Below are 21,145 nucleotides of genomic sequence, written 5' to 3'. Positions count from 1 at the left end.
CAGCACGCGGTGGCACAATGTTGCGGGTGACCAGCCGCCCGATCCCCGAACAGCGCCTCCGCGACCTCGCGCTCCTGCGCCGCGTGCGCGACCGCATCGACCGCGAGTACACCGAACCGCTCAACGTCGAGGCCCTCGCGCACGGCGTCCACGTGTCGGCCGGGCACCTCAGCCGCGAGTTCAAGGCCGCGTACGGCGAATCGGTGTACTCGTACCTCATGACGCGCCGCATCGAACGCGCGATGGCGCTGCTGCGCATCGGCGAGCTGAGCGTGACCGAGGTGTGCTTCGCGGTGGGGTCGTCCTCGCTCGGCACGTTCAGCACCCGCTTCACCGAGCTCGTGGGCATGCCGCCGAGCGTCTACAAGGAGAAGGCCGCCGCAGCGACCGAGGGCATCCCCGCGTGCGTCTCGAAGCAGATCAGCAGACCGATCAGGAATCGAGAAGCACCCGCGCGCGGCAAGAAATAGAGTTGCCGGCATGGACATCAACATTTACCAGGCATATCTGCCGCAGAACGACCCTGAGGCCGCACTCGAGTTCTACCGCGACGTGCTCGGCTTCGAAGTCCGCAACGACGTCGGCTACGAGGGCATGCGGTGGATCACCGTCGGGCCCGAAGGGCAGCCGGACGTCTCCATCGTGCTGCACCCGCCGGCCGCCGACCCGGGCATCACGGACGAGGAGCGGGCGACCATCGCCGAGATGATGGCCAAGGGCACCTACGCCTCCATCAACCTCTCCACCAAGAACCTCGACGAGGTCTTCGCGAAGCTCCAGGAGACCGCCGAGGTCGTCCAGGAGCCCACCGACCAGCCGTACGGCATCCGCGACTGCGCCTTCCGCGACCCGGCGGGCAACATGGTCCGCATCAAGCAGCAGTAACACCGAATGACAGCGCCCGGCCGGACCTCCGGCCGGGCGCTCCTCCGTCCCCCCGGTCCGGCGGCCACCGAACGTGATGGGATGTCACCATGCCTTCCGCCTCCCCCGACCGCGAGACACGTCTCCGCCGGCTCGCCGCCGCCTATGCCGCACCCGTCGAGATCGGGCACGACCCGGGGACGGGGGCATGGACCTGCACGTGGACCGACGGGCCGACCGCCGAACAGGTGCGCCGGAACGCCGAGGCGGCCGAACCCGAAGCCGCCCGGGGACTGCGGTACCTGCGCCGGTACTCGGAGAACGTCGTCGCCCTCGGCGCCGTCCGCCTGGCCCTCGCCACCTCGGCCGAGGACGCTTTGCAGCGGCCGGCGATCAGCCCCGCCGCCGTCGAAGGGCTCTGGTGGGACGTGCCGCATCCCGGCCCCGCGACCGACCGCGAGCGCTCCCTCGTCTACGCGGTGGTCTACGAGGTCCACGACGCCCACCGCCGCAACCAGGCCACCGCCCAGGAGATCTGCGACCTGGTCGCGCAGTACGGCCTCGCGCCCCTCCTGCGCCGCACCGGCGCGCCGCTGACCCCCATCGAGACCCTGACCGCGCACTACGCCTCCACGCACGCGCACCCCGCCTGGCACTCCCGGCTCGCCCCCATGAGCGCGACCGCGGCCTTCGAAGCGGTCCGCCACGACCCGAACCCGACCCGCGAACGCGTCGAGGCCGCCCTCACCCTGCTCCCCGAACTGCCCGACACGTACGCCGACGCGGGCGCCCGCCTCCGCAGCCGCCTCCACTGAGCCCGGAGGCTGTGACGGACCCCACGACACTTCACTGACAAAGGATGTCAGTGGAGCCTCCGCACAATGCTTCCCATGACCGTCACCGCCCACGCCCCGCAGCCCGACACCGCACTGCCGCGCCCTGGCCGCGCCGAACGACTCCTCCTGCCCGCCACGTTCATCACCAGCCTCGGCAACGGCATTCAGCTCGTCGCCGCCGCCGTCCTCGTCTTCACGACCGGCCAGAGCGCCTTGGCCGTCGGCTGGCTCTTCATCGCCGTCTCGGTCCCGCCCGCACTGCTCTCCCTCTGGTTCGGCACCATCGCCGACCGCTTCGACCGCCGCACCCTCTGCCTCATCGCGGACCTCGCCAGCGCCGCCGCCTCGCTCGTCCTGCCGGCCTGGATGCTCGCGGGCGGCGACCCCGGCTCCGTCGCCTACGGCACCGCGTTCGCCCTCGCCCTCCTCGCGGCCATGTTCATGCCCGCGAGCAACGCCCTCATCAAAGAACGCGTCCACCCCGCCCGGGTCGCCCGCTTCAGTGCGCACTACGAGATGGCGCTCCAGATCGGCACCCTCCTGGCCGCCTCCATCGGCGGGTTCCTCATCCAATTCGTGGGCACCACACCGCTGTTCGTGTTCAACGGGGCGACATTCCTGGCCTCGGCCGGGGTCTTCTGGGCCCTGCGCCGCGCTCCCCGCGCTCCCGCGGCCGCCGAGACCGCCGAGGAACCGAAGGGCAGGCAAGGGGCGCCGTTGCTGCGCCTCGGCTTCCTCTACGCGATCTGCCAGGTCATGACGATGGTCAGCAACACCACCCTGATCGTGCTGGTCTACGTGGGCTTCGGGCGCGGCGCGGGCGTCTACGGCCTCGTCGACGCGCTGGCGGGATTCGGGTTCTGCTTCGCGGCGGCCCTGTATCCGAAGGCGAGCAGGCGGTTCGGGGAGTTGCGGACGGCGGTGGTCGGCGGGATCGGGTGCGCGCTGTTCTCGTTCGTGTTCCCGATCCACCTGGCGGCGCTGCTGATCTGCATCCCGGCCGCGGCGCTCCTGATCGGTCTGTCACGGGTGGGGCTGCGGTCGCTGCTGCTGGCGGCGGTGCCGGAGGCGCGGGCCGGCCGCGTGTTCGGCGCGGTCAACGCGGTCGGCCTCGGCCTCTCGGCAGGCATGACCGTGGTGGTGGCGTGGGTGGCCGACACGACCCACATCCGGTACGGGTTCTACGTGCTCGGCGTGGTCAGCGCGGTGGCGTTCGCCGCGACGGCGCTCACGATGCGCGCCGAGGTCAGGCGTGCAGGGCGGCCGCTTCAAGCGCGCGCTGCCGCATGAGGGTGCGGAGGGATTCGGGTTCGAGCACTTCGAGTCCGCCGAGGCGCAGGAACTCGCCGGCGGCGTGGGCGTGGGTCTCGATCGGGACGGTGGCCACGGTCCACCCGTCGTCGTCCACAGTGCCCTGTCCGATGGCCGCGGCCGAGTCTGCGTCGAGGTTGTCCGCGGCCTTCGCGACCGCCTCCGGTGAGCACCGCACCAAGGCCTCGCCCCGGTAGCGGCGGGCGTCGAAGTCCTCGAGCTGGCGCGCCCACCACGCGGCGAGGTCGAACCCCTCGGGGCGCTCGAACGCCTCCCCGGTCTTCCTGGCCCCCAGCAGGTTCGTGACCTTGTACATGCGGGCCGGTCCGGGTTCGGCCGTGCCGGTCACGGCCGTGGCCACCAGGTACCACTGGCCGCTCTTGAGGACCAGGCCGAGCGGGCACAGCTCGCGTTCGATCTCCTTCGGTTCCGCCCAGCGCGAGTAGGTGACCTGCAGGCGCCGCCGCTCCCAGGCGGCGTTCGCGACCAGTGCCAGGAACGGCACGGGCTCGGCGCGGCGGAACCAGCCCACGACGTCGAGGTGGAACAGCCGCCGGGCCTCCTCGGCGCGCTCGCGCTGGGCCGGCGGCATCGCGGCGGAGAGCTTGAGTTCGAGTGCGGCGAGCTCGGTCTGGAGCCCCAGGTCCGTGGCCGCGGCCGGGACGCCGGAGAGCGCCAGCGCCTCGGCCTCGCCTTCGGTGAGGCCGGTGAGCTTTGTGCGGTACCCGGCGAGGAGCCGGTACCCGCCCGCGTGGCCGCTCTCGCCGTAGATCGGAATGCCCGCGGCGGCAAGGGCTTCGGCGTCCCGGTAGACGGTGCGGACCGAGACGCCGAGCTCCTTCGCCAGGCGCTCGGCGGTCATGCCGCCGTGCTGTTGCAGCAGGAGCAGCATCGAGACGAGACGACCGGCGCGCATCGCCCCAGTATCCCCGCGATCCAGGAGTTCCGGTGCGGGCATCGCGGGCCGGAGCACTCGAGGCCGTCGCCGGGCTGTGGCATCATCGGCTGATGCTGCGACTCACTGACTTCATCATCGACTGCCCGGACACGATGACGATCGCGGGCTTCTACGCCGAGGTGACCGGCCGTCCCGTCAAGGACGACAGCGACGAGGACTGGGCGGGCATCAGTTTCGGCAAGATCGAACTGGCCTTCCAGCGCGTGGACGAGTACCGCGCGCCGACCTGGCCGAGCGCCGAGCACCCCAAGCAGTACCACCTCGACTTCGAGGTGGACGACATCGAGGCCGAGCAGGCCCGCCTCCTCGGCCTCGGCGCGACGCTGCAGCGGGACCACGTGGGTCCCGAGGGGTACGGCTTCCGGGTCTACACCGACCCGATCGGCCACCCGTTCTGCCTGTGCCGCAACAAGGGCGTGGTCTGGGACGGCGACGAACCGGTGTGGCCCTCCAAGGGCTAGCGACGACACCGCGCGCACGCGTCGCCCACGGCGGCACGTGCGCGCGGTGCCGTGGCCACCGCCGTCATCGGCCCGCGAGGCCTTCGTCGATGGAGGTCTGCCGGGTTCCCGCCCCAGTTCGGTTCGGGCCTGCGGTGTCCGGTGCGCGGACGGTCCGCGCGGCACGGCTCGAACCGGACGGCCGCCCCGAACCTGACGGATCGGGCTGTGCGGTGCGGCACCACCGGTGCGAAGCGGCCGGTCGCCAGTACACATGTTTGATTCGTTTCCAACTGGGGAAACGTACCTGTATGAAAGCCAAGGAGCACGAGTCCGAGCGTCCGTCCGCGACCATGCCCCGTGACATCGACAGCAACGTCAGCTGGTTCGACCGGTTCGCCACGAGGGCGTCCGAGTTCGCCGCCCGCGCGCCGTTCTTCTCGATGTGCATCCTGGTGGTGCTGCTCTGGGCGCCGTCGATCATCTGGCTCGACATGAGCACGTGGCAGTTGATCATCAACACCACGACCACCATCATCACGTTTCTGATGGTCGCGCTGCTGCAGAACACCGAGTCGCGCAACGACGCGGCCCTGCAGCACAAGCTCAACGCCATCGCCAGCGGCCTCGCCGAGGTCATGCAGGAGCTCTCGGACGAGTCCGGGAAGGCCGACCTGGTGGAGCGCCGCAAGGAGCTGCGCCGCGCGGTAGGGCTCGAGGACGACGAGAGCGCGTGACCCCGTCTCCAGGGGGAACGCGGCGCTTGGCCGTGTCTTGGATCACTCATTCGTTGGCAGGCGACGCTTGACGCCGTTTGGTTAATGGCATTAGCCTATGAGTTATGAGCATTAACCTTGGATCCACCCAGTCCCTCGAACTCCAGGGCGGCACCGTCGCCTACGACGTCGCCGGAGCCGGCCCGCTCGTCGTCCTCGTCCACGGGATCGGCGAGCACCGCCACTCCTACCGCGAGGCCGCGGCGCTCCTCCTCGAAGCCGGGTTCCGCGTGGCGCGCATGGACATGCGCGGCCACGGCGAGTCGACCGTCGACTGGGCCTCCTACACCCGCACGGACGTGGCCGAGGACCTCCTCGCGCTGATTCGGCACCTCGGCGGCCCGGCGATCGTCGTGGGCCACTCGTTCAGCGGGGGCGCGGCGACCATCGCGGCCGCGACGGAGCCCGACCTGGTCCGCGGCATCGTGGAGCTCGGGCCGTTCACGCGGGCGCAGACGATCGCGTTCGGCGCGCTGCTCACCAACGCCCGCTACCGCAAAGGCATCCGCCTGCTGTTCGGCACCTTGATCTTCCGGAGCCTCGGCATCTGGAAGCGGTACCTGCGCCACGCGGTGCCCGGTGCGAAGCCCGCCGGTTTCGACGAGCACCTGGCCGCCCTCGAAGCCGACCTGCGCCGACCCGGCCGCATGGCCGCGCTCGTGCAGTGCGGGCTGTCGGACCCGACCGACGCCGGCGCGAAACTCGGCGAGATCGCCTGCCCCGCAATCGTGCTCATGGGCACCCTCGACCCCGACTGGGCCGATCCGGCCGCCGAGGGCGCCGGGATCGTCGCGGCGATGCCCGCCGGACTCGGCACCTTGGAGATGGTCGAGGGCGCCGGGCACTACGTGCACCTCCAGGCCCCCGCCGCGGTCGCCGCGGCCGTCACCGAACTGGACCGGAGCACCACGCATGCCTAAGGCCGCGCTCTCGACCGGAGCGGTCGTCGGCCTCGCCCTCCGCATCGTCGACGACCGCGGACCCGCGGCCCTGACGCTCGCCGCGATCGCCGCCGAGGCCGGGGTCTCCACGCCCTCGCTCTACAAGCACGTGCGCGACCTCGCCGAAGTGAAGGCCCTGGTGTCGGCCGCCGTGATCGGCGAACTCGCCGACCGGGTGAGCGCCGCCGTGATGGGCCGCGCCTCCGACGACGCGATCCGGGCGCTCCTCACCGAGTGGCGGGCCTACGTTCGCGAGCACCCGCACCGGTACGCGGCGGTGATCCAGCGCCCCGAACCGCGCGCGGCCGAGCCCGGCGCGCGCCTGCTCGACGCGATCAACGCGTCCCTGCACGGCCTGGGCCTGGACGAGACGACCGCCGTCCACGTCGCCCGCTGCCTGCGCTCGACCGTCCACGGCTTCGTCTCGCTCGAATCCGAGGGCGGGTTCGGCCTGCCCGTGAACCTCGACGAGAGCTTCGAACTGCTCGTCACCATGGCCACCGCCGGTCTGCGCGCGGCGCTGCAAGAGGGCTGAGCGCGGCCGCCCGCCTGCTCAGGCGTTGCAGCCGCGGTGCCGGTGGTAGGCGGCCGGACGGCCGTCGCGCTGGTTCGCCCGGTACAGCCCGGTGCGCAGCTCGCCCTCCCAGTACTCGGCCGAGGGCATCGCGAGCGCGCGGGTCACGGCCAGCTCGGCCTCGACGTCGTAGGGGACGCGCACGAACTGCACGGAGAACGGACCCGGCGCCGCGCTCCCGGAGACGCCTTCGAGCACCACATAGGACGGTGTCGGGTCGCCGAGGCAGTTGCCGACGCTCCCGACGTTGACGAGGGTGCGGCCGAGGTCGTTCTCCAGGTACGGGTCGTGGATGTCGCCGTAGGCCACCACGTCCGGCACGGGTCCGCTTCCTGTCGCCTCGGTGTTGGCGAACATGCCGAGGAACTCGGCCTCGTCGTGGTCGCAGAACACGCGGTGGAAGACGCTCTTCGCGGACGCGTGAAAGACCCGGATGCGCTTGCCGCTCATAAGGAAGTCGTGGCTGAACGGCAGGTCCCGCAGCCATTTGCGCCGCCCCTCGCCGAGCCGGTCGTGCCACCAGTCGAACGGGTCGCCCTCGGGTACGCGGTCCGGCGCGCACATCGTGGCCTCCCAGTTGCCCTGGACGTGCACCTCGCAGTGCTCGCGGGAGAGGTCCACGCATTCGGCGCCGCGCGGGCCCTTGCCGATCGTGTCGCCCAGGTTGAAGATCCGCGTGACGCCGCGCGAGTCGAGGTCGTCGAGGACCGCCTGGAACGCGGTGAGGTTGCCGTGGATGTCCGAGAGCAGCGCGACGCGGTCAGGGGAGGAGGCCATGCCCGCAAGTGTGCCAGCACGCCCGGCAACGCAGGAAACCCCTTTCCGACCCGCGGTTACTCCTTCGAATGGCGTTCCAGGAACTGGTAGACCTCGGTCTCGTCGACGCCGGGGAAGGAGCCCAGGGGCATGGCGGCGAGCTGGGAGCTGGCGGCGCGGGCGGTGGGCCAGGCCTGGCCCGACCAGGCGTCGGCGAGGGACCGCGGCGGGTTGCGGCAGCAGTCCGGGTCCGGGCACTTGGAGACCGAGCGGGCCTTGGTCTCCTTGCCGCGGAACCACTTCGCCGACTCGTACGGGACGCCGATGCTCAGCGAGAAGAGGCCGTCCGCGCTGCGCTCGGTGCGGGCGGTGCACCAGTAGGTGCCCGTCGCCGTGTCCGTGTACTGGTTGAAGGCGTTGAACTTGTCGGGCACGTCGAACACCTGGCGGCTCGTCCAGTAGCGGCAGATCGGCTGCCCCTCGATGGCGCCGGTCGGGTCGGCCGGGAACGCCACGTCGTCGTTCTCGTAGGCCTTGAAGATGATCCCGGACTTGTGGACCTTCTGGAAGTGGGTCCTGATCCCCAGGTGGTGGGTGGCCAGGTTGGTGAAGCGGTGCGCCGCCGCCTCATAGGACACCGCGAAGTTGTCGCGCAGGTCCTCGACCGCGATCTCCTTGCCCGTCATCGACTGTCGCAGGAACGCCACGGCGCTCGACTCGGGGATGAGCAGCGCGGCGGCGAGGTAGTTCGTCGCCACGCGCTGGCCCAGGAACTCCAGGTACGTGCGCGGGACCTCGTGCTGCAGCACATGGCTCGCCAGGGCCTGGAGCAGGACGGTGCGGGGGTCGTGGGAGCCGGTGCCGACCTGCGTCAGGTAGATCCGGCGGTGCTTGAGGTCGGTGACCGAGCGGGTGGAGTGCGGCAGGTCGTCCACATGGTGCAGCGTGAACCGCAGGTACGCGGCGAGGTCGGCGATCTGGTGCTGCGAGAGCGGCCCGCCGGCGTAGTCGACGCCCGCGAGGAGGGTCCTGGCCTCGGCCTCGATGTCGCCGAAGTAGTTGTCCTTGTCCCGCATGCGCCGGCGCAGCTCCGTATTGGCCCTCCGGGCCTCCTCCGGTGTGGCAGTGTGAAGGTTGACCTGGCGTTCGACTTCACGGTGCAGACCGACGAGCGCCTCGAGGATCTCGGTGGGGGTGCGCCCTGAGGGCTTCACGTTCGGTAGGCCGAGCGCCCGGTACTGGGCGCTCCGCTGGGCGCGCTCGAGCGCGATCTCCAACGCGACGCGGCGGTTGGGCGGCTCGGCGCCGAGCAGTTCGTCCGAGGAGACGCCGAGGGCGCGGGCCAGGGCCCGCAGCATCGAGAGCTTCGGCTCCTTCTTGCCGTTCTCGATCAGCGAGAGCTGCGAGGCGGCGGAGCCGACGGCCGAGCCCAGGTCGTCGAGGCTCATCTCGCGCTGCTTGCGCAGGTGGCGGATCTGCTTGCCGAGGCTGATGAGGTCCACCCGCGTGTCGTCGGCGGCCAGTTCGGCGGCCTCGCCCGCCCCCCAGGGGCGGCGGGCGGCGCCCGGATCGGCGGAAACGCCGTTCTTCGCGGCGGCGCGGGCGCCCTGGAGACGCGAGGAGGCGGGCTGGTTACCGCTGCCACCGGCGCTGCTCTGGGCGGGGGCCGCGCCTGGGCCTGAGGGGTTCGCGGGCAGGTTCGTCATTTTCCCAGTATTGCGAAGAACTGACGATCTTTCCACCGCAAACGGCTACTCAGGCGTGGACACGAGTGAAAGATTGTTGTTACCTGCAAGTAATGGCCGCAACTGCGGCCCCGAATGCTCGGAGCCGACGATGAACGACATGAACCGCGACCGCGAAGACGACTTCGACCGCGCCGCCGAACGGCTCGCCCAGGAATGGGCCGCCGACCCGCGCTGGGCCCGCACCGAGCGCGACTACACCGCCGCCGAAGTGGTCCGCCTCCGCGGCCGCGTCACCGAAGAGCACACCCTCGCCCGCCGCGGCGCCGAGCGCCTCTGGTCCCGGCTCACCGAGGACGCCGCCACCGGCGGGTACACCCACGCGCTCGGCGCCATGACCGGCGGCCAGGCCGTCCAGCAGGTCAAGGCCGGCCTCCACGCCATCTACCTCTCCGGCTGGCAGGTCGCCGCCGACGCGAACCTCGCCGCCCAGACCTACCCCGACCAGTCGCTCTACCCGGCCAACTCGGTCCCGCAGGTGGTGCGCCGCATCAACAACGCCCTCATGCGCGCCGACCAGATCGAGGCCGCCGAGGGGATCCAGAGCGTCGAGGACTGGCTCGTGCCCATCGTCGCCGACGCCGAAGCCGGCTTCGGCGGCCCGCTCAACGCCTTCGAGCTCATGAAGGCCATGATCGGGGCCGGCGCGGCGGCCGTGCACTGGGAGGACCAGCTCGCCTCCGAGAAGAAGTGCGGCCACCTCGGCGGCAAGGTCCTCATCCCGACCTCGCAGCACGTCAGGACCCTCAACGCCGCCCGGCTCGCCGCCGACGTCGAGGGCGTCCCGACGCTCATCATCGCCCGCACCGACGCCGAGGCCGCCACGCTGCTCACCTCCGATGTGGACGAACGGGACCGCCCGTTCATCACCGGCGACCGCACCCCCGAGGGGTACTACCGGGTGCGCGGCGGCATCGAATCGTGCATCGCCCGCGCCAACGCCTACGCGCCCTACGCGGACCTGCTGTGGATGGAGACCGGCACACCGGACCTCGACGCCGCCCGCACGTTCGCCGAAGCCGTCAAGGCCGAGCATCCCGACCAGATGCTCGCCTACAACTGCTCGCCGTCCTTCAACTGGAAGCGCCACCTGGACGACGACACCATCGCCAAGTTCCAGCGCGAACTCGGCTCCATGGGCTTCACCTTCCAGTTCATCACGCTGGCCGGCTTCCACGCCCTCAACCACTCCATGTTCGACCTCGCCCACGGCTACGCCCGCGAAGGCATGACCGCCTACGTGGACCTCCAGGAGCGCGAGTTCGAGGCCGAGTCGCGCGGGTACACCGCCACCAAGCACCAGCGCGAGGTCGGCACCGGCTACTTCGACCGCGTCACCCAGGCCCTCAACCCCCAAAGTGAGACGCTCGCGCTCGCGGGCTCCACCGAGGCGGGACAATTCCACTAGCTGCCCTGCGACCTGTCCGCTGCGGCGAGCCGGCCCGCGCCGGCTCCCGCACTGCCACATGAGGAGAACCACGTGGTCACCACAACCGAGACTCGTGACGACACGGGCATCGCGGTCAACGGGCCCGCCGTCGACCGCCAGGACGAGATCCTGACCCCGGAGGCGCTGGCGTTCGTCGCCGCCCTCCACCGGGCGTTCGCGCCCCGCCGCCAGGAGCTGCTGCAACTGCGCCAGGCGCGCCGCATCAAGATCGGCAACGGCGTCGACCCCGGCTTCCTGCCCGAGACGCAGGACGTGCGCGACGACTTCTCCTGGAGCGTCGCCACCCTCGCCCCGGGCCTGGAGGACCGCCGCGTCGAGATCACCGGCCCCTGCGACCGCAAGATGACGATCAACGCCCTCAACTCGGGCGCGAAATGCTGGATGGCCGACCTCGAGGACTCCTCGACGCCCAACTGGCACAACGTGATCGACTCCCAGGTGAACCTGCGCGACGCGATAGAGCGGCGCATCGACTTCACCAGCCCCCAGGGCAAGGAGTACCGGCTCAAGGGGGAGGCGCTCACCGACCTGCCCACGATCATCGTGCGCCCGCGCGGCTGGCACCTCGCCGAGCTGCACGTGCGGGTCGACGGGGTCCCCGTCGCGGGCTCCCTGGTGGACTTCGGGCTGTACTTCTTCCACAACGCGCACCGGCTGATCGAGCTGGGCCGCGGCCCGTACTTCTACCTGCCGAAGCTGGAGTCGCACCTCGAGGCGCGGCTGTGGAACGACGTGTTCATCATGGCCCAGGACCTCCTCGGCGTGCCGCAGGGGACGATCCGCGCCACGGTGCTCATCGAGACGATCACCGCCGCGTTCGAGATGGAGGAGATCCTGTACGAACTGCGCCACCACTCCTCCGGGCTGAACGCCGGGCGCTGGGACTACATCTTCTCGGTCATCAAGAACTTCCGCGAGCGCGGACCGCGCTTCGTGCTGCCCGACCGGGACCAGGTGACCATGACCGCGCCGTTCATGCGCGCCTACACCGAACTGCTCGTGCGCACCTGCCACCGGCGCAGCGCCTCGGCGATCGGCGGCATGGCCGCGTTCATCCCCAGCCGCAAGGACGCCGAGGCGAACGCGATCGCGCTGGAGAAGGTGCGGGCCGACAAGAACCGCGAGGCCGACGACGGCTTCGACGGCTCCTGGGTGGCCCACCCCGACCTGGTGCCCGTGGCCATGGCGGTCTTCGACGAGACCCTCGGCGGCCTGCCGAACCAGATCGACAAGCTGCGCGAGGACGTCGTGCCGAACGCGGCGGCCCTGCTCGACGTCGCCGGAACTCCCGGTGAGATCACCGAGGCCGGCATCCGCAAGAACCTCGAGGTCGGCGTGCGGTACATCGAGTCGTGGCTGCGCGGCATCGGCGCGGCGGCGATCAACAACCTCATGGAGGACGCCGCGACCGCCGAGATCTCGCGCTCGCAGATCTGGCAGTGGATCAACGCCGGGTCGACCACGGACGACGGCAGGACGGTGACGCGCGGCTGGGTCGAGCGGCTGCTCAAGGACGAGTTCGAGCGCATGGAGCGCTTCGAGGGCGACCGCTTCGACGACGCGCTCGCGGTCTTCACCGAATGCGCGCTGGGGGAGGCGTACCCGACGTTCCTGACCATTCCCGCCTACACGAGGTTCCTCGCCAACGGCGGCTGAGCCCCGCACTGAGCGGTCCCCATCGGCGGAGCCGGCACCGTCCCCAGGCGGTCCGGCTCCGCCGTCCCTTTTGCATCGGTGTTTTTCATGATATATCGACCTCGAGGTAGTCGCTTTTGCTTGAAGGCCTGCGCGAGAATGCGACGGCCGGCGGCCGCTGGTAGGCAACCCAGCATTGGGCCGCTCGGTCATTTCCGGGAGTTTCGCCCTGGCGCGCGGCGATGCGCTCGACGCGGCGAGGCCGTCCGGTTCGAGCGGATGAGTCCGGCCGCGAGTACCAGGAGCGTGGGCCTGCCGGCGTCGTCGGGGCCGACCTGGACGGCCGGGATGCCGAGGGCGGCTGCGATTCCGGGCCGCTACGACCGGGGGACCAGCCTCGCCAGTTCCACTCGGGAGCGCACGCCCAAGGCGGCGAAGATGTTCCGCAGGTGGTGGTCGACCGTGCGGACGCTCAATGAGAGCGTCTGCGCCACTTCGCGGTTGGTGGCACCGGTCGCGACGAGGCCGGCGATGCGCCGCTGATGCGGGGTGAGCCCCGCGAGTCCTTCGCCGCCCGGAGCGGCCGGTCGCGCCGGTTCCCTCGGCTGCTCGCCCGTGGCCCGCAGCTCCTCGTTCGCCTGCAGCACCCAGCCCGCCGCGCCGCAGCGCTCGAAGCCGTGCAGGGCGTCGCGCAGCACCGCCCGCGCCCTGCCCGGTTGGCGGCGCCGCCGGAGCCACTTGCCGTAGAGCAGCAGGGTGCGGGCACGTTCGAAGTCGCCGCCGTCGACCGGGTGGAGCTGGAGCGACCGCCGGAAGTGCGCGTCCGCGCCGTCGCCGTCCAGTAGCGCCTGGCACCGGGCCAGTGCGGCGAACGCCCCGTGGTCGATGCCGAACCCGGCCCACAGGCGCAGCTCGTCGGCGACCGGGCGCGCCTCCTCGGGGCGGCCCGCGAGGACCGCGGCCTCGATGAAGCACGGCATGAGCAGCGGCCGGACCGCGAAATGGCCGCCTCCGGGGCGGACGAGGGCCTGGAGGCGCGAAGCTGCGGCCTCCGGCCTGCCGCGGCTCAGGTCGGCCCTGGCGAGCGCCCATTCGGCGAGCGTGCCGGTCTGCGCGAGCCGGTGCCTCCGCGCGACCGCGAGCGCTTGCGCCGCTTGGGTCTCGACCTCGGTGAAGTCGCCTTCGACCGAGGCGGCGAGGGCGAGGACCGCCCGGTGGTGGGCGGCGGTGTTGACGCGGCCGCCCTGCATTGCGGCGGTGAGGCCCTCGAGCGCGTGGGCCCTGGCGGGGGCGTGGCGGCCGGCGCGCAGTTCGGCGTACGCGAGGTATTCGAGGGCTTGGGGGATCAGGTCCTCGCGGCCCCGGCTGCGTGCGGCGGCCAAGGCGCGCATGCCGATCCGGGCCGAGGCGGGGGCGTCGCCGAGCAGCAGTGCGGCCACCGCGGCGCGGTGCAGGGTGTCGGGGGCGTCGTCCTCGTCGGCGCGGGCCAGGACCCGCCCGAGCGGGGAGAGGGCCGCGCCCGGGGTCGCTTCGACGAGGCCGCGGAGTCCGGCGAGGTAGTCCAGGAGCGGGGCGAACGCGCTGCCCGCGTGGGGTTCCGGGAGCGGAGCGGATGCCTTGTCGGTGTGAGGCTCGAGGAGACGGGCGAACGCGTTGTCCGCATGGGGTTCGAGGGCGCGCCGGGCGGCGGCGAGCGCGCCGGCGCAGGCCCGCCGGTCGCCCGCCGACCAGGCGGCCCCGGCGGCGGCGGTGATCGCGGTGACCGCGAGGGCGGGCGCGGTCTCGGCGGCGAGCGCCGCGGCCTGGACGAAGGTCGCGTACGCGTCGCCGAGGGGACCGGCGGCGAGGGTCCGGGACCCGGCGGCGAGTGCGGCCCGGGCGGCGTCCTCGATGGAGTCGCGGGCGACCTGGACGGTGAGGGTCGCGCCCGAGCGGTCGGCGTCCTGGAGCAGGTGCGCGTCGGTGGGGGCGACGATGAGCGCGAGGCTGCCGTCGTCGAGGCGGCGGACCGTGGCGGCGAGGTGGGACCTCCGTGCGGGCGCTGCGGCCCGGTCGGGGTGCCGCAGTGCGCTCCGTCCCATCCTCTCATCGTACAAAACCGACCGGTCGGTTTAAAGGGGCGGGACGGTGCCAATCGGATGACGCCGATCGGGCGGCGGCCCGTGAAGGCCGCCGCCCGAGGCGCTGTCTCGGATCAGCCGAGCGGGCAGGTGCCGCGGGCCTCCTCCACGGCGGACTCGTTCGGGAGCGGGCACAGGAACTGGTCGAACCGCGTGTCGTCGTCGACGAAGCGCTTGAGCCAGGAGATCGAGTACTTCGCGATCGTGGTGTTCGCGGAGTTCGGGGCGAAGTGCGAGGCCCCGTTCAGCTCGACGTACATCTTGTCGTTCCCGCTGCTGGGGATCGAGGAGTAGAACGGCTCCGAGTGCGAGCCGACCGGCGCCACGGTGTCCGACTCGGCCCCGAAGATCAGGGTCGGCGTCGAGAGCGTGGACCAGCTCTTCGTGGTGTGCCACGGGGTCATCGGGATGCTGGCCTTGATGTCCGGGTTGTCGCGGGCCGCCTCCAGGGAGCCGCCGCCGCCCATCGAGTGGCCCATGACCGCGAGGCGGTCGGCGTCCACCCGGCTGCGCACGGTGCTGCTCTCGGTGAGGTAGTCCAGTGCCGCCTGGATCTGGTCGGCGCGCTGGCCCGGCTGGTCGAGCGTGGTGTTGGTGTCGATGGTGAAGACCACGAAGCCCTGCGAGGCGAGGCGGGGGCCGAGCCAGGCGATCGACGACTCGTAGGCGGTGAAGCCGGGGGCGATGACGACCCCGCCGAAGGTGCCGTCCGAAGTGGTCGTCGGGTAGTAGATCGTGCCGCCGCCGAAGCCGACCACGAGCGAGGAGACGCTGGTGCTCGACGTCGAGTAGGAGCCGCGGAGGGCTTCGATGCTCGATTCGGTGGGGTTGGGGCCGCGCTGGTACGGGTTCTGGGCGGCCGCCGGGGCGGCGGTGGCGCCGAGACCGATGATCGCGGCGAGGACCGCCGCGAGCAGTGCGGCGATCGAAGTGCGCCTGCGGGTGAGGCTTGAGTCCATTGTGCGTCCTCCTTGACGTGACTCATCAAGTGATGGACGTAAATATCCCCTGGTATCAGGGGCGTGCGCATCGGTGAAATCACCGGTCCCGCGGCTCAGCCACGGCGCCGGTCGGTCCGCCTGGCCGGGCGGTCGGGGGTTAAACGCCGGCCGGCCGCGGATTCGACGGGCCGGATCGGGGTCTGGGCCGTGGCGTAGGCGGTGTGGTAGAGCCGGCGCATGGAGCGGATGGCCGAGCGGACCTCCTGGAGGTAGCCGCTCGCGGTGTGCTGCTTGCGGAAGTGCGGCTCGGGGAGGGTGGCGGGGTCGACGCCGACGGTGTCGACGGTGCAGCCGTAGGGGAGTCCCATGTGGGTGATCGCGTCGCAGTGCTGGAACGCGGTGTAGGGCGCGGAGGTGACGACGAGGACGCTGTCGCCGGGGGTGAGTTCGACGACGCGGTCGGCCCAGAACCGGCAGGTGTCCACGGTGTCGGCGCGGCGGCGGCCGGGCTGCGAGGAGGGGGCGGCGACGGCCCGGACGGTGGTCGGTCCGGCCGTGTACGTCGCGACCTTCCATGCCCGGCCGGGGTCCAGGAGCGGGTCGCCGCCCTCGTCGACGAGCGGGTCGCCGGCGAGGCTGAAGGCGCGCTTGAGGCTCGCCTCGATGGCGTCCACTTCGTAACCGCCGCAGTCGATGCCGCTGAGGGCCGCGGACTCCAGGTCGGCGCCGCCGAGCGGCCGGAAGCCGCCCACGCCGGTCACGTGGTCCGCGCCGGTGCCGCTCGCGAGGAGCTCGGCGGCGAAGCGGGTGCGGAAGAGGCAGGAGGCGACGAGGCCGCCGAGGACCAGGACGTGCGTGTAGTGCGCGAGGCGCGGGGTGGCCGCGGCGCCGAGGCCGAGTGCGAGGGCCGCTTCGGTGGCGAAGTGCTCGTGCGCGGGGGTGAGCGGCTGGGGCGCGGTCTCGTGCCGTTCGCGGCCGGCCCGGAAGTCCCAGTGGTCGGCCGAGAAGGCCTCGAGGTACGCGAGGTCCTCGGCGGTGCCGGTGCCGGGGAGGCTGCCGCCGAAGAGGGCGAGGAGCCGGTGCATCGGCTCGGAGCCGGTCCAGGCGGCGACATCGGCGAGGAGCGAATGCGGGCCTAGGCCGTCGTAGTGCGGCAATCGCACAGGTGCGAACTCGGGCATGGCTGGTCCGATCTGCGGTGGTGTCGCGGCCTTGTGGGCCGGGGCGGTGTTGTGGCACATGCTATGCGGTTACTGACCGTGCTTCACTGGTCAGACCAGGAGAAACGCCGTGTCGCCGCCCAAATACGGTTCGGTCGGACGGGCGAGTCTCCTGCGCAGGGGGTGCATGCCCCACAAGGGTTCGCGGTTGGTCTCGGTGTGCTGCTTGCTGTCCGGGTGTCGTGGATACCTCTCTGGGTATGTGACGCGTGATGTACTACAGCAAGTTGCAAGCGGTCGGGTGTGGCAATGCGCACGAAGGGAATCGTCGCGCGCAGCAACGGGGTACCCACAAAGGCGGATCACATGACATAAGGCGCCATAGCGTTGTGGACCATGGCGGCGGGTCGCGCGGCGACCAGGGGACTAATCCCGGGAGCATCGCGGTGCGGACCTCGACCAGGAGGGCCCGCATGGCGGTCTCGGCCTCGGCGCAGCGCCCCTCCGCGATCGCCGCGGCGACCGCGTCGTGCAGGTCCATGGCCTCGGGGACCGGCTTGTGGGGCATGAGCCCGAGCTGGGTGCGCCCGCGCAGGACCGCGGCGACCACTTCGGCGAGCGCGCCGAACATCTCGTTCCCGCTGGCCTGCAGGAGGAGTTCGTGGAACTCGACGTCGCGCTCCATGAACTCGGCCAGGTCGGCCGCTTCGCCGAGGGTGCGCAGGAGGGCGGCGAGCTCGACCACGCGCGCCCGCTGGGCGGCGGTGGCGGCGCGGGCGGCGGCGCCGGCGGCGAGGGGCTCGACGGCGATGCGGAGCTCGGTGAGGGTGCGCAGCTGGGCGCCGCGGTCGGGGCCGGAGAGGCGCCACCAGATGACCTTGGGGTCGAAGACGTTCCAGTCGGCGATGGGGCGCACGGTGATCCCGACGCGGCGGCGGGACTCGACGAGGCCCATGGACTCGAGGATGCGCATGGCCTCGCGGGCGACGGTGCGGGAGACGCTGAACCGCTCCTGGATCCCGTCGAGGGTGAGGACGTGTCCGGCCGGGAGCTCGCCGGCGGCGATCTCCATCCCGAGCTTCTCGAGGATGGGGTCGTGGAGGCCGGCACCGGACCGGTTGCGCCGCTCGATCACGCGGCCGCCCGGAACCGGTGGTGCGGGTGCGTTGCATCCCCGTGACTGTCGCCCATGCACGAATCCTATACGGTCCGTGTTGGCAGGGTGGTGCAATTGGTGTTACCTTTCCGTTCAATCATGCGCCGCCCTTCGGCGGTGCGCCTTTCGAAGAGGAGGGGTCCATGGCGACTACCTGCTTGGTGGTCATGGGGGTCTCGGGCTCGGGCAAGAGCACGGTGGCGCGGCTCCTGGCCGACCGGCTCGGCTGGCCCATGGCCGAGGCCGACGAGTTCCACCCGGAGGCGAACATCGCCAAGATGACCGCCGGGATCCCGCTCACCGACGCCGACCGGGGGCCGTGGCTGCGGACGCTCCGGGACTGGATCAGCAAGCAGGACAAGGCGGGTCAGGGCACCGTCGTCACCTGCTCGGCGCTCAAGCGCGAGTACCGGGACGTGCTGCGCGGTGCGAGCGCCCGCGTCCACTTCGTCCACCTCCACGGCACGCAGGAGGTCATCGCCGAGCGGCTGGCCTCCCGCAGCGGGCACTTCATGCCGCCCAGCCTGCTCGCCTCCCAGTTCGCCGCCTTGGAGCCCCTCGGTGCCGACGAGGACGGCACCACCGTCGACGTGACCGCGACTCCTGATCGGATCGTCGACCGCGTCGTCGCCGAGCTCGAGCACTAGGCCCCGCATCGCTGCGGCGGCCGGCGGGGTGATCTCGCCGGCCGCTTTTTTCGCGCCAAATAATGTTGTACAATGTACGGAGTAACGACGACGAAGGGAGACCGAGTGTTGGAGACCATCGCAGTGGCCAAGGGCGCGTACGGGATCGCGTTCGCGGCGGACGGCACGACCTGGTTCACGGTGGCCGAGGGCGGCCGGGTGGGCCGCATCGGCCCTGAGGGCGGCGAGCCGGTCTACTGGGAGCTCGATGAGGGGTCGCAGCCGACGGTCATCGCCGTCGCGCCCGACGGCGCGGCCTGGTTCAGCGAGTTCAAGGCCGACAGGATCGGCCGCGTCGGCGCCGACGGCGAACTGAGCGAGGTGCAGCTGGCCGAGGGCGCGGGGCCGTACGGCATCGCGGTCGACCGCACCGGGTCGGTGTGGTTCACCGAGAGCGCCACCGACCACATCGGACGCATCGGTCCGGACGGGGCGCTCTCGCGGTTCGCGATCCCGCACCAAGGCGGCTTCCCCTCCGCCATCGCGCTCGCGCCCACCGGCGACCTGTGGTTCACGCTCAACGCCGCGGCCTCGGTCGGGCGGGTGGACGGCGACGGCGCGGTGGCGGTGATCCCCCTTGCGCTGCAGGGGGCCGCGCCGGTCGGCATCGCGGCCGGGGCGAGCGGGGTGTGGTTCGCCGACATCATGGGCGACCGCATCGGGCACCTCGACGCGGACGGCACGGTCACGGCGATCGCGCTGAGCGAAGGCGCGAAGCCGCACGCGGTGGTCGCCGACGCCGAGGGCGGCTGCTGGTTCACCGAATGGGGCGGCAACCGGATCGGCCGGGTGGACGCGGACGGGAACCTCACCGGCCACGACCTGCCGGTCGAAGCCAGTGAGCCGCACGGCATCGCGATCGCCCCGGACGGCGCGGTCTGGTCGGCCCTGGAGATCGGCGAGCTCGTGCGCATAGCTGAAGGCCGCTTACCGTCCCTAACCCCCACCCACCCAGAGGGGACGCGCGGACTCGGCTCGAGCGTGGCACCCGGGTCCGACAGAACACCGGTGAGAACGCGGTCCGGGGCCTGGGTTTCACCCGATCGGGATCGCGTCGGGCGGGGGCCGCGAAGCGAACGGCGTGCAGGGGCGGGTGCTTCGGCCGACGCCGGGTGCAGTGGGAACACCCCGGACAGGAACCGTGTGAGAGCGGCCCGCTTTGCGGGCCGCCCTCACCTCCTCTTCGTTGTTCGCGCTTCGTGTCCCGCTAGGGCCTGTCCTGTGAATCAGGGAGCGGCGGTATCCGAGTCCGTTTGTTCGCTCGCTCCACCGATTGACGGCTCGCAAGCGTCGCCGAGACCGCGGAAGGCCTTCCGAATACCGGTGTTGTATTCGGAGGGCCGACAACGCAGCGAGCGGGTGAACGGGCCGGATAACGACCGGTCTGATTCACAGGACAGGCCCTAGCCGCGGGCCATGCGCCGCACGGCGAGTTCCGCCAGGAGGGCCGCGCCGTCGGCGAGGACGCTGTCGTCGAAGGCCGCCCGCGGGGAGTGGTTGGACGCCCCGTCGTCCGGGTCGTCCTGGATGGTCGCGCCGTAGAACATGTAGCTGCCCGGCACGGCCTCGAGCACCCGCGAGAAGTCCTCCGAACCCATGACCGGGAACGGCATCTCCGTGTACCGCGCCTCGCCGTACAAGTCCTTGACGGTCGCCTCCACGAACGCCGCCTCGTCCGCGTCGTTCACCGTGGCCGGGTACTCGCGGTCGAACCGCACGTCGGCCGTGAGGCCGTGCGCGGTCGCGATGTCCTCGGCGAGCTTCACCGACTCCTTCTCGACCTGGTCGAGCGCCTCGGCCGAGAACGTGCGGATCGTCGCCTCGAACTTCGCGTTGTCCGGGATGATGTTGTGCCGCGTCCCCGCATGGAACGTGCCCACGGTGATGACGATCGGCTCGAACGTCGAGAACCGGCGCGTCACCAGCGTCTGCAGCGCCGTGACGATCTCCGCGGCCACCGGGATCGGGTCGAGCGTCGCGTGCGGGCGCGAGCCGTGCCCGCCCTTGCCGCGCACGTCCACGAACAGCCCCGACGACGCGGCCATCATCGGCCCCGGCTTCGTCGTGAACACCCCGCGCGGCATCATGTCCGAGATGACGTGCAGCCCGTAGGCGGCATCGGCCTTGCGGCCCGCCGCCTCCAGCACGCCCTCGGCGATCATGTGGCCGGCGCCGTCATGGCCCTCCTCGCCCGGCTGGAACATGAACACGACGTCACCGGCCAGCTCGGCCTGGTGCGCGGACAGCAGCCGCGCCGCGCCCACGAGTCCGGCCGTGTGCAGGTCGTGGCCGCACGCGTGCATGGTGCCCACGTGCTCGGACGTGTAAGCCACGCCCGTCTCCTCGGTCACGGGCAGCGCGTCCATGTCGCCGCGCAGCAGCACGACCGGGCCCGGCTTCCCGCCGCGCAGCACCGCCGTGACCGAGGTCGAGGTGCGGCCGAGGGTGATCTCCAGCGGCAGGCCTTCCAGGGCCGCGAGCACGGCCGCCTGCGTCTTCGGAAGTTCGAGCCCGATCTCGGGGATCCGGTGCAGTTCGCGGCGCAGCGCGATCAGCTCGGGCGCGATCGCGGCGGCCTCTTCCCGAAAGTCCATGTGCACTCCTGGGGCGTATTGGGTTTCATCAACTAGTCGGACGGCAAGCCGCCCCGTGACCGCAATACTGCCACGTCCCGCCTGCGCGGCGACAGGCCTTTGCGCGGGGCTGCAGCGCGGACGGGGGCGCGGGCCGGGGGGGGCGGGGGCCCCCCGGGGGGGGGCCCTTTGAAAAGGGGGGGGGCCGGCGGGGGGAGGCCCC

The 21,145-nt window shown here is 71.5% G+C and carries 19 protein-coding genes and 1 pseudogene; 12 read left to right on the top strand and 8 right to left on the bottom strand.

Annotated elements, in window-relative coordinates:
• Nucleotides 1–17: 17 nt before the first annotated feature.
• The 4 genes from O2L52_RS04070 (at nucleotide 18) to O2L52_RS04055 (ending at nucleotide 2,990) form a co-directional block, all read left to right on the top strand.
• A complete protein-coding gene (locus tag O2L52_RS04070; protein WP_373897019.1) occupies nucleotides 18–470 on the top strand; it encodes a helix-turn-helix transcriptional regulator in 453 nt (150 codons plus the stop codon).
• Between the two features lie 10 nt (nucleotides 471–480).
• The gene (locus tag O2L52_RS04065) at nucleotides 481–885 is read left to right on the top strand and encodes a VOC family protein (protein WP_270114048.1); all 405 of its coding nucleotides are present in this window, start codon (nucleotides 481–483) and stop codon (nucleotides 883–885) included.
• An 89-nt stretch (nucleotides 886–974) separates the two neighbouring features.
• Complete coding sequence (locus O2L52_RS04060) at nucleotides 975–1,679, top strand: hypothetical protein (protein ID WP_270114047.1); 705 nt, start codon at nucleotides 975–977, stop codon at nucleotides 1,677–1,679.
• A gap of 75 nt (nucleotides 1,680–1,754) precedes the next feature.
• Nucleotides 1,755–2,990: an MFS transporter gene (locus tag O2L52_RS04055; RefSeq protein WP_270114046.1), complete on the top strand. Its 1,236-nt coding sequence runs from the start codon at nucleotides 1,755–1,757 to the stop codon at nucleotides 2,988–2,990.
• Here O2L52_RS04055 and O2L52_RS04050 read toward each other — a convergent pair.
• Entirely contained in the window at nucleotides 2,947–3,927 is a 981-nt protein-coding gene (locus O2L52_RS04050) for a helix-turn-helix transcriptional regulator (RefSeq protein WP_270114045.1), read from the bottom strand. The genes O2L52_RS04055 and O2L52_RS04050 overlap by 44 nt on opposite strands.
• A gap of 92 nt (nucleotides 3,928–4,019) precedes the next feature.
• Here O2L52_RS04050 and O2L52_RS04045 point away from each other — a divergent pair, with 92 nt between their 5' ends.
• From O2L52_RS04045 to O2L52_RS04030, 4 genes are all read left to right on the top strand, one after another.
• Nucleotides 4,020–4,430: a VOC family protein gene (locus O2L52_RS04045; RefSeq protein WP_270114044.1), complete on the top strand. Its 411-nt coding sequence runs from the start codon at nucleotides 4,020–4,022 to the stop codon at nucleotides 4,428–4,430.
• Nucleotides 4,431–4,720: 290 nt separating this feature from the next.
• Nucleotides 4,721–5,146, top strand: a complete 426-nt coding sequence (locus O2L52_RS04040; protein ID WP_270114043.1) for a low affinity iron permease family protein — start codon at nucleotides 4,721–4,723, stop codon at nucleotides 5,144–5,146.
• Nucleotides 5,147–5,250: 104 nt separating this feature from the next.
• Entirely contained in the window at nucleotides 5,251–6,105 is an 855-nt protein-coding gene (locus O2L52_RS04035) for an alpha/beta fold hydrolase (RefSeq protein WP_270114042.1), read from the top strand.
• Nucleotides 6,098–6,661: a TetR-like C-terminal domain-containing protein gene (locus O2L52_RS04030; RefSeq protein WP_270114041.1), complete on the top strand. Its 564-nt coding sequence runs from the start codon at nucleotides 6,098–6,100 to the stop codon at nucleotides 6,659–6,661. Before O2L52_RS04035 ends, O2L52_RS04030 begins: the two co-directional genes overlap by 8 nt.
• Before the next feature lie 18 nt (nucleotides 6,662–6,679).
• Here the strand turns inward: O2L52_RS04030 and O2L52_RS04025 are convergent, their stop codons facing one another.
• Together O2L52_RS04025 and O2L52_RS04020 are read right to left on the bottom strand one after the other, a co-directional pair.
• Nucleotides 6,680–7,477, bottom strand: a complete 798-nt coding sequence (locus O2L52_RS04025; protein ID WP_270114040.1) for a metallophosphoesterase family protein — start codon at nucleotides 7,475–7,477, stop codon at nucleotides 6,680–6,682.
• Nucleotides 7,478–7,533: 56 nt separating this feature from the next.
• Nucleotides 7,534–9,162 (bottom strand): helix-turn-helix transcriptional regulator, encoded by a 1,629-nt coding sequence (locus O2L52_RS04020; protein ID WP_270114039.1) that lies wholly within the window; start codon nucleotides 9,160–9,162, stop codon nucleotides 7,534–7,536.
• 139 nt (nucleotides 9,163–9,301) lie between these two features.
• Here O2L52_RS04020 and aceA point away from each other — a divergent pair, with 139 nt between their 5' ends.
• On the top strand, nucleotides 9,302–10,609 hold the full coding sequence (aceA, locus tag O2L52_RS04015) for an isocitrate lyase (RefSeq protein WP_344472563.1): 1,308 nt from the start codon (nucleotides 9,302–9,304) through the stop codon (nucleotides 10,607–10,609).
• A 108-nt stretch (nucleotides 10,610–10,717) separates the two neighbouring features.
• The gene (gene aceB / locus O2L52_RS04010; protein ID WP_373897057.1) at nucleotides 10,718–12,307 is read left to right on the top strand and encodes a malate synthase A; all 1,590 of its coding nucleotides are present in this window, start codon (nucleotides 10,718–10,720) and stop codon (nucleotides 12,305–12,307) included.
• A gap of 356 nt (nucleotides 12,308–12,663) precedes the next feature.
• Here aceB and O2L52_RS04005 read toward each other — a convergent pair whose 3' ends face one another.
• The 4 genes and pseudogenes from O2L52_RS04005 to O2L52_RS03990 form a co-directional block, all read right to left on the bottom strand.
• Complete coding sequence (locus O2L52_RS04005) at nucleotides 12,664–14,367, bottom strand: LuxR family transcriptional regulator (RefSeq protein WP_270114036.1); 1,704 nt, start codon at nucleotides 14,365–14,367, stop codon at nucleotides 12,664–12,666.
• A 113-nt stretch (nucleotides 14,368–14,480) separates the two neighbouring features.
• Nucleotides 14,481–15,365 carry a poly(ethylene terephthalate) hydrolase family protein gene (locus tag O2L52_RS04000; protein ID WP_270114035.1) on the bottom strand — a complete coding sequence of 295 codons (885 nt, stop codon included), beginning with the start codon at nucleotides 15,363–15,365 and terminating at the stop codon, nucleotides 14,481–14,483.
• A gap of 95 nt (nucleotides 15,366–15,460) precedes the next feature.
• Entirely contained in the window at nucleotides 15,461–16,588 is a 1,128-nt protein-coding gene (locus O2L52_RS03995) for a hypothetical protein (RefSeq protein ID WP_270114034.1), read from the bottom strand.
• 352 nt (nucleotides 16,589–16,940) lie between these two features.
• Nucleotides 16,941–17,597: pseudogene (locus O2L52_RS03990) on the bottom strand (FadR/GntR family transcriptional regulator); the annotation flags it as partial.
• Between the two features lie 209 nt (nucleotides 17,598–17,806).
• Between O2L52_RS03990 and O2L52_RS03985 the strand changes: the two are divergent.
• Both O2L52_RS03985 and O2L52_RS03980 read left to right on the top strand, forming a co-directional pair.
• Nucleotides 17,807–18,310 carry a gluconokinase gene (locus tag O2L52_RS03985; RefSeq protein WP_270114032.1) on the top strand — a complete coding sequence of 168 codons (504 nt, stop codon included), beginning with the start codon at nucleotides 17,807–17,809 and terminating at the stop codon, nucleotides 18,308–18,310.
• Between the two features lie 108 nt (nucleotides 18,311–18,418).
• Nucleotides 18,419–19,756 carry a Vgb family protein gene (locus O2L52_RS03980; protein WP_270114031.1) on the top strand — a complete coding sequence of 446 codons (1,338 nt, stop codon included), beginning with the start codon at nucleotides 18,419–18,421 and terminating at the stop codon, nucleotides 19,754–19,756.
• Here the strand turns inward: O2L52_RS03980 and O2L52_RS03975 are convergent.
• Entirely contained in the window at nucleotides 19,753–20,943 is a 1,191-nt protein-coding gene (locus tag O2L52_RS03975) for a M20 metallopeptidase family protein (protein ID WP_270114030.1), read from the bottom strand. The two genes, O2L52_RS03980 and O2L52_RS03975, sit on opposite strands and share 4 nt — an antisense overlap.
• Nucleotides 20,944–21,145 lie beyond the last annotated feature (202 nt).

It is taken from the genome of Glycomyces algeriensis (assembly GCF_027622855.1).
Taxonomy (GTDB): Bacteria; Actinomycetota; Actinomycetes; order Mycobacteriales; family Micromonosporaceae; genus Glycomyces; species Glycomyces algeriensis.
Note: the sequence above shows the minus strand (reverse complement) of the source record. Positions and strands in the feature narration are given on the sequence as shown.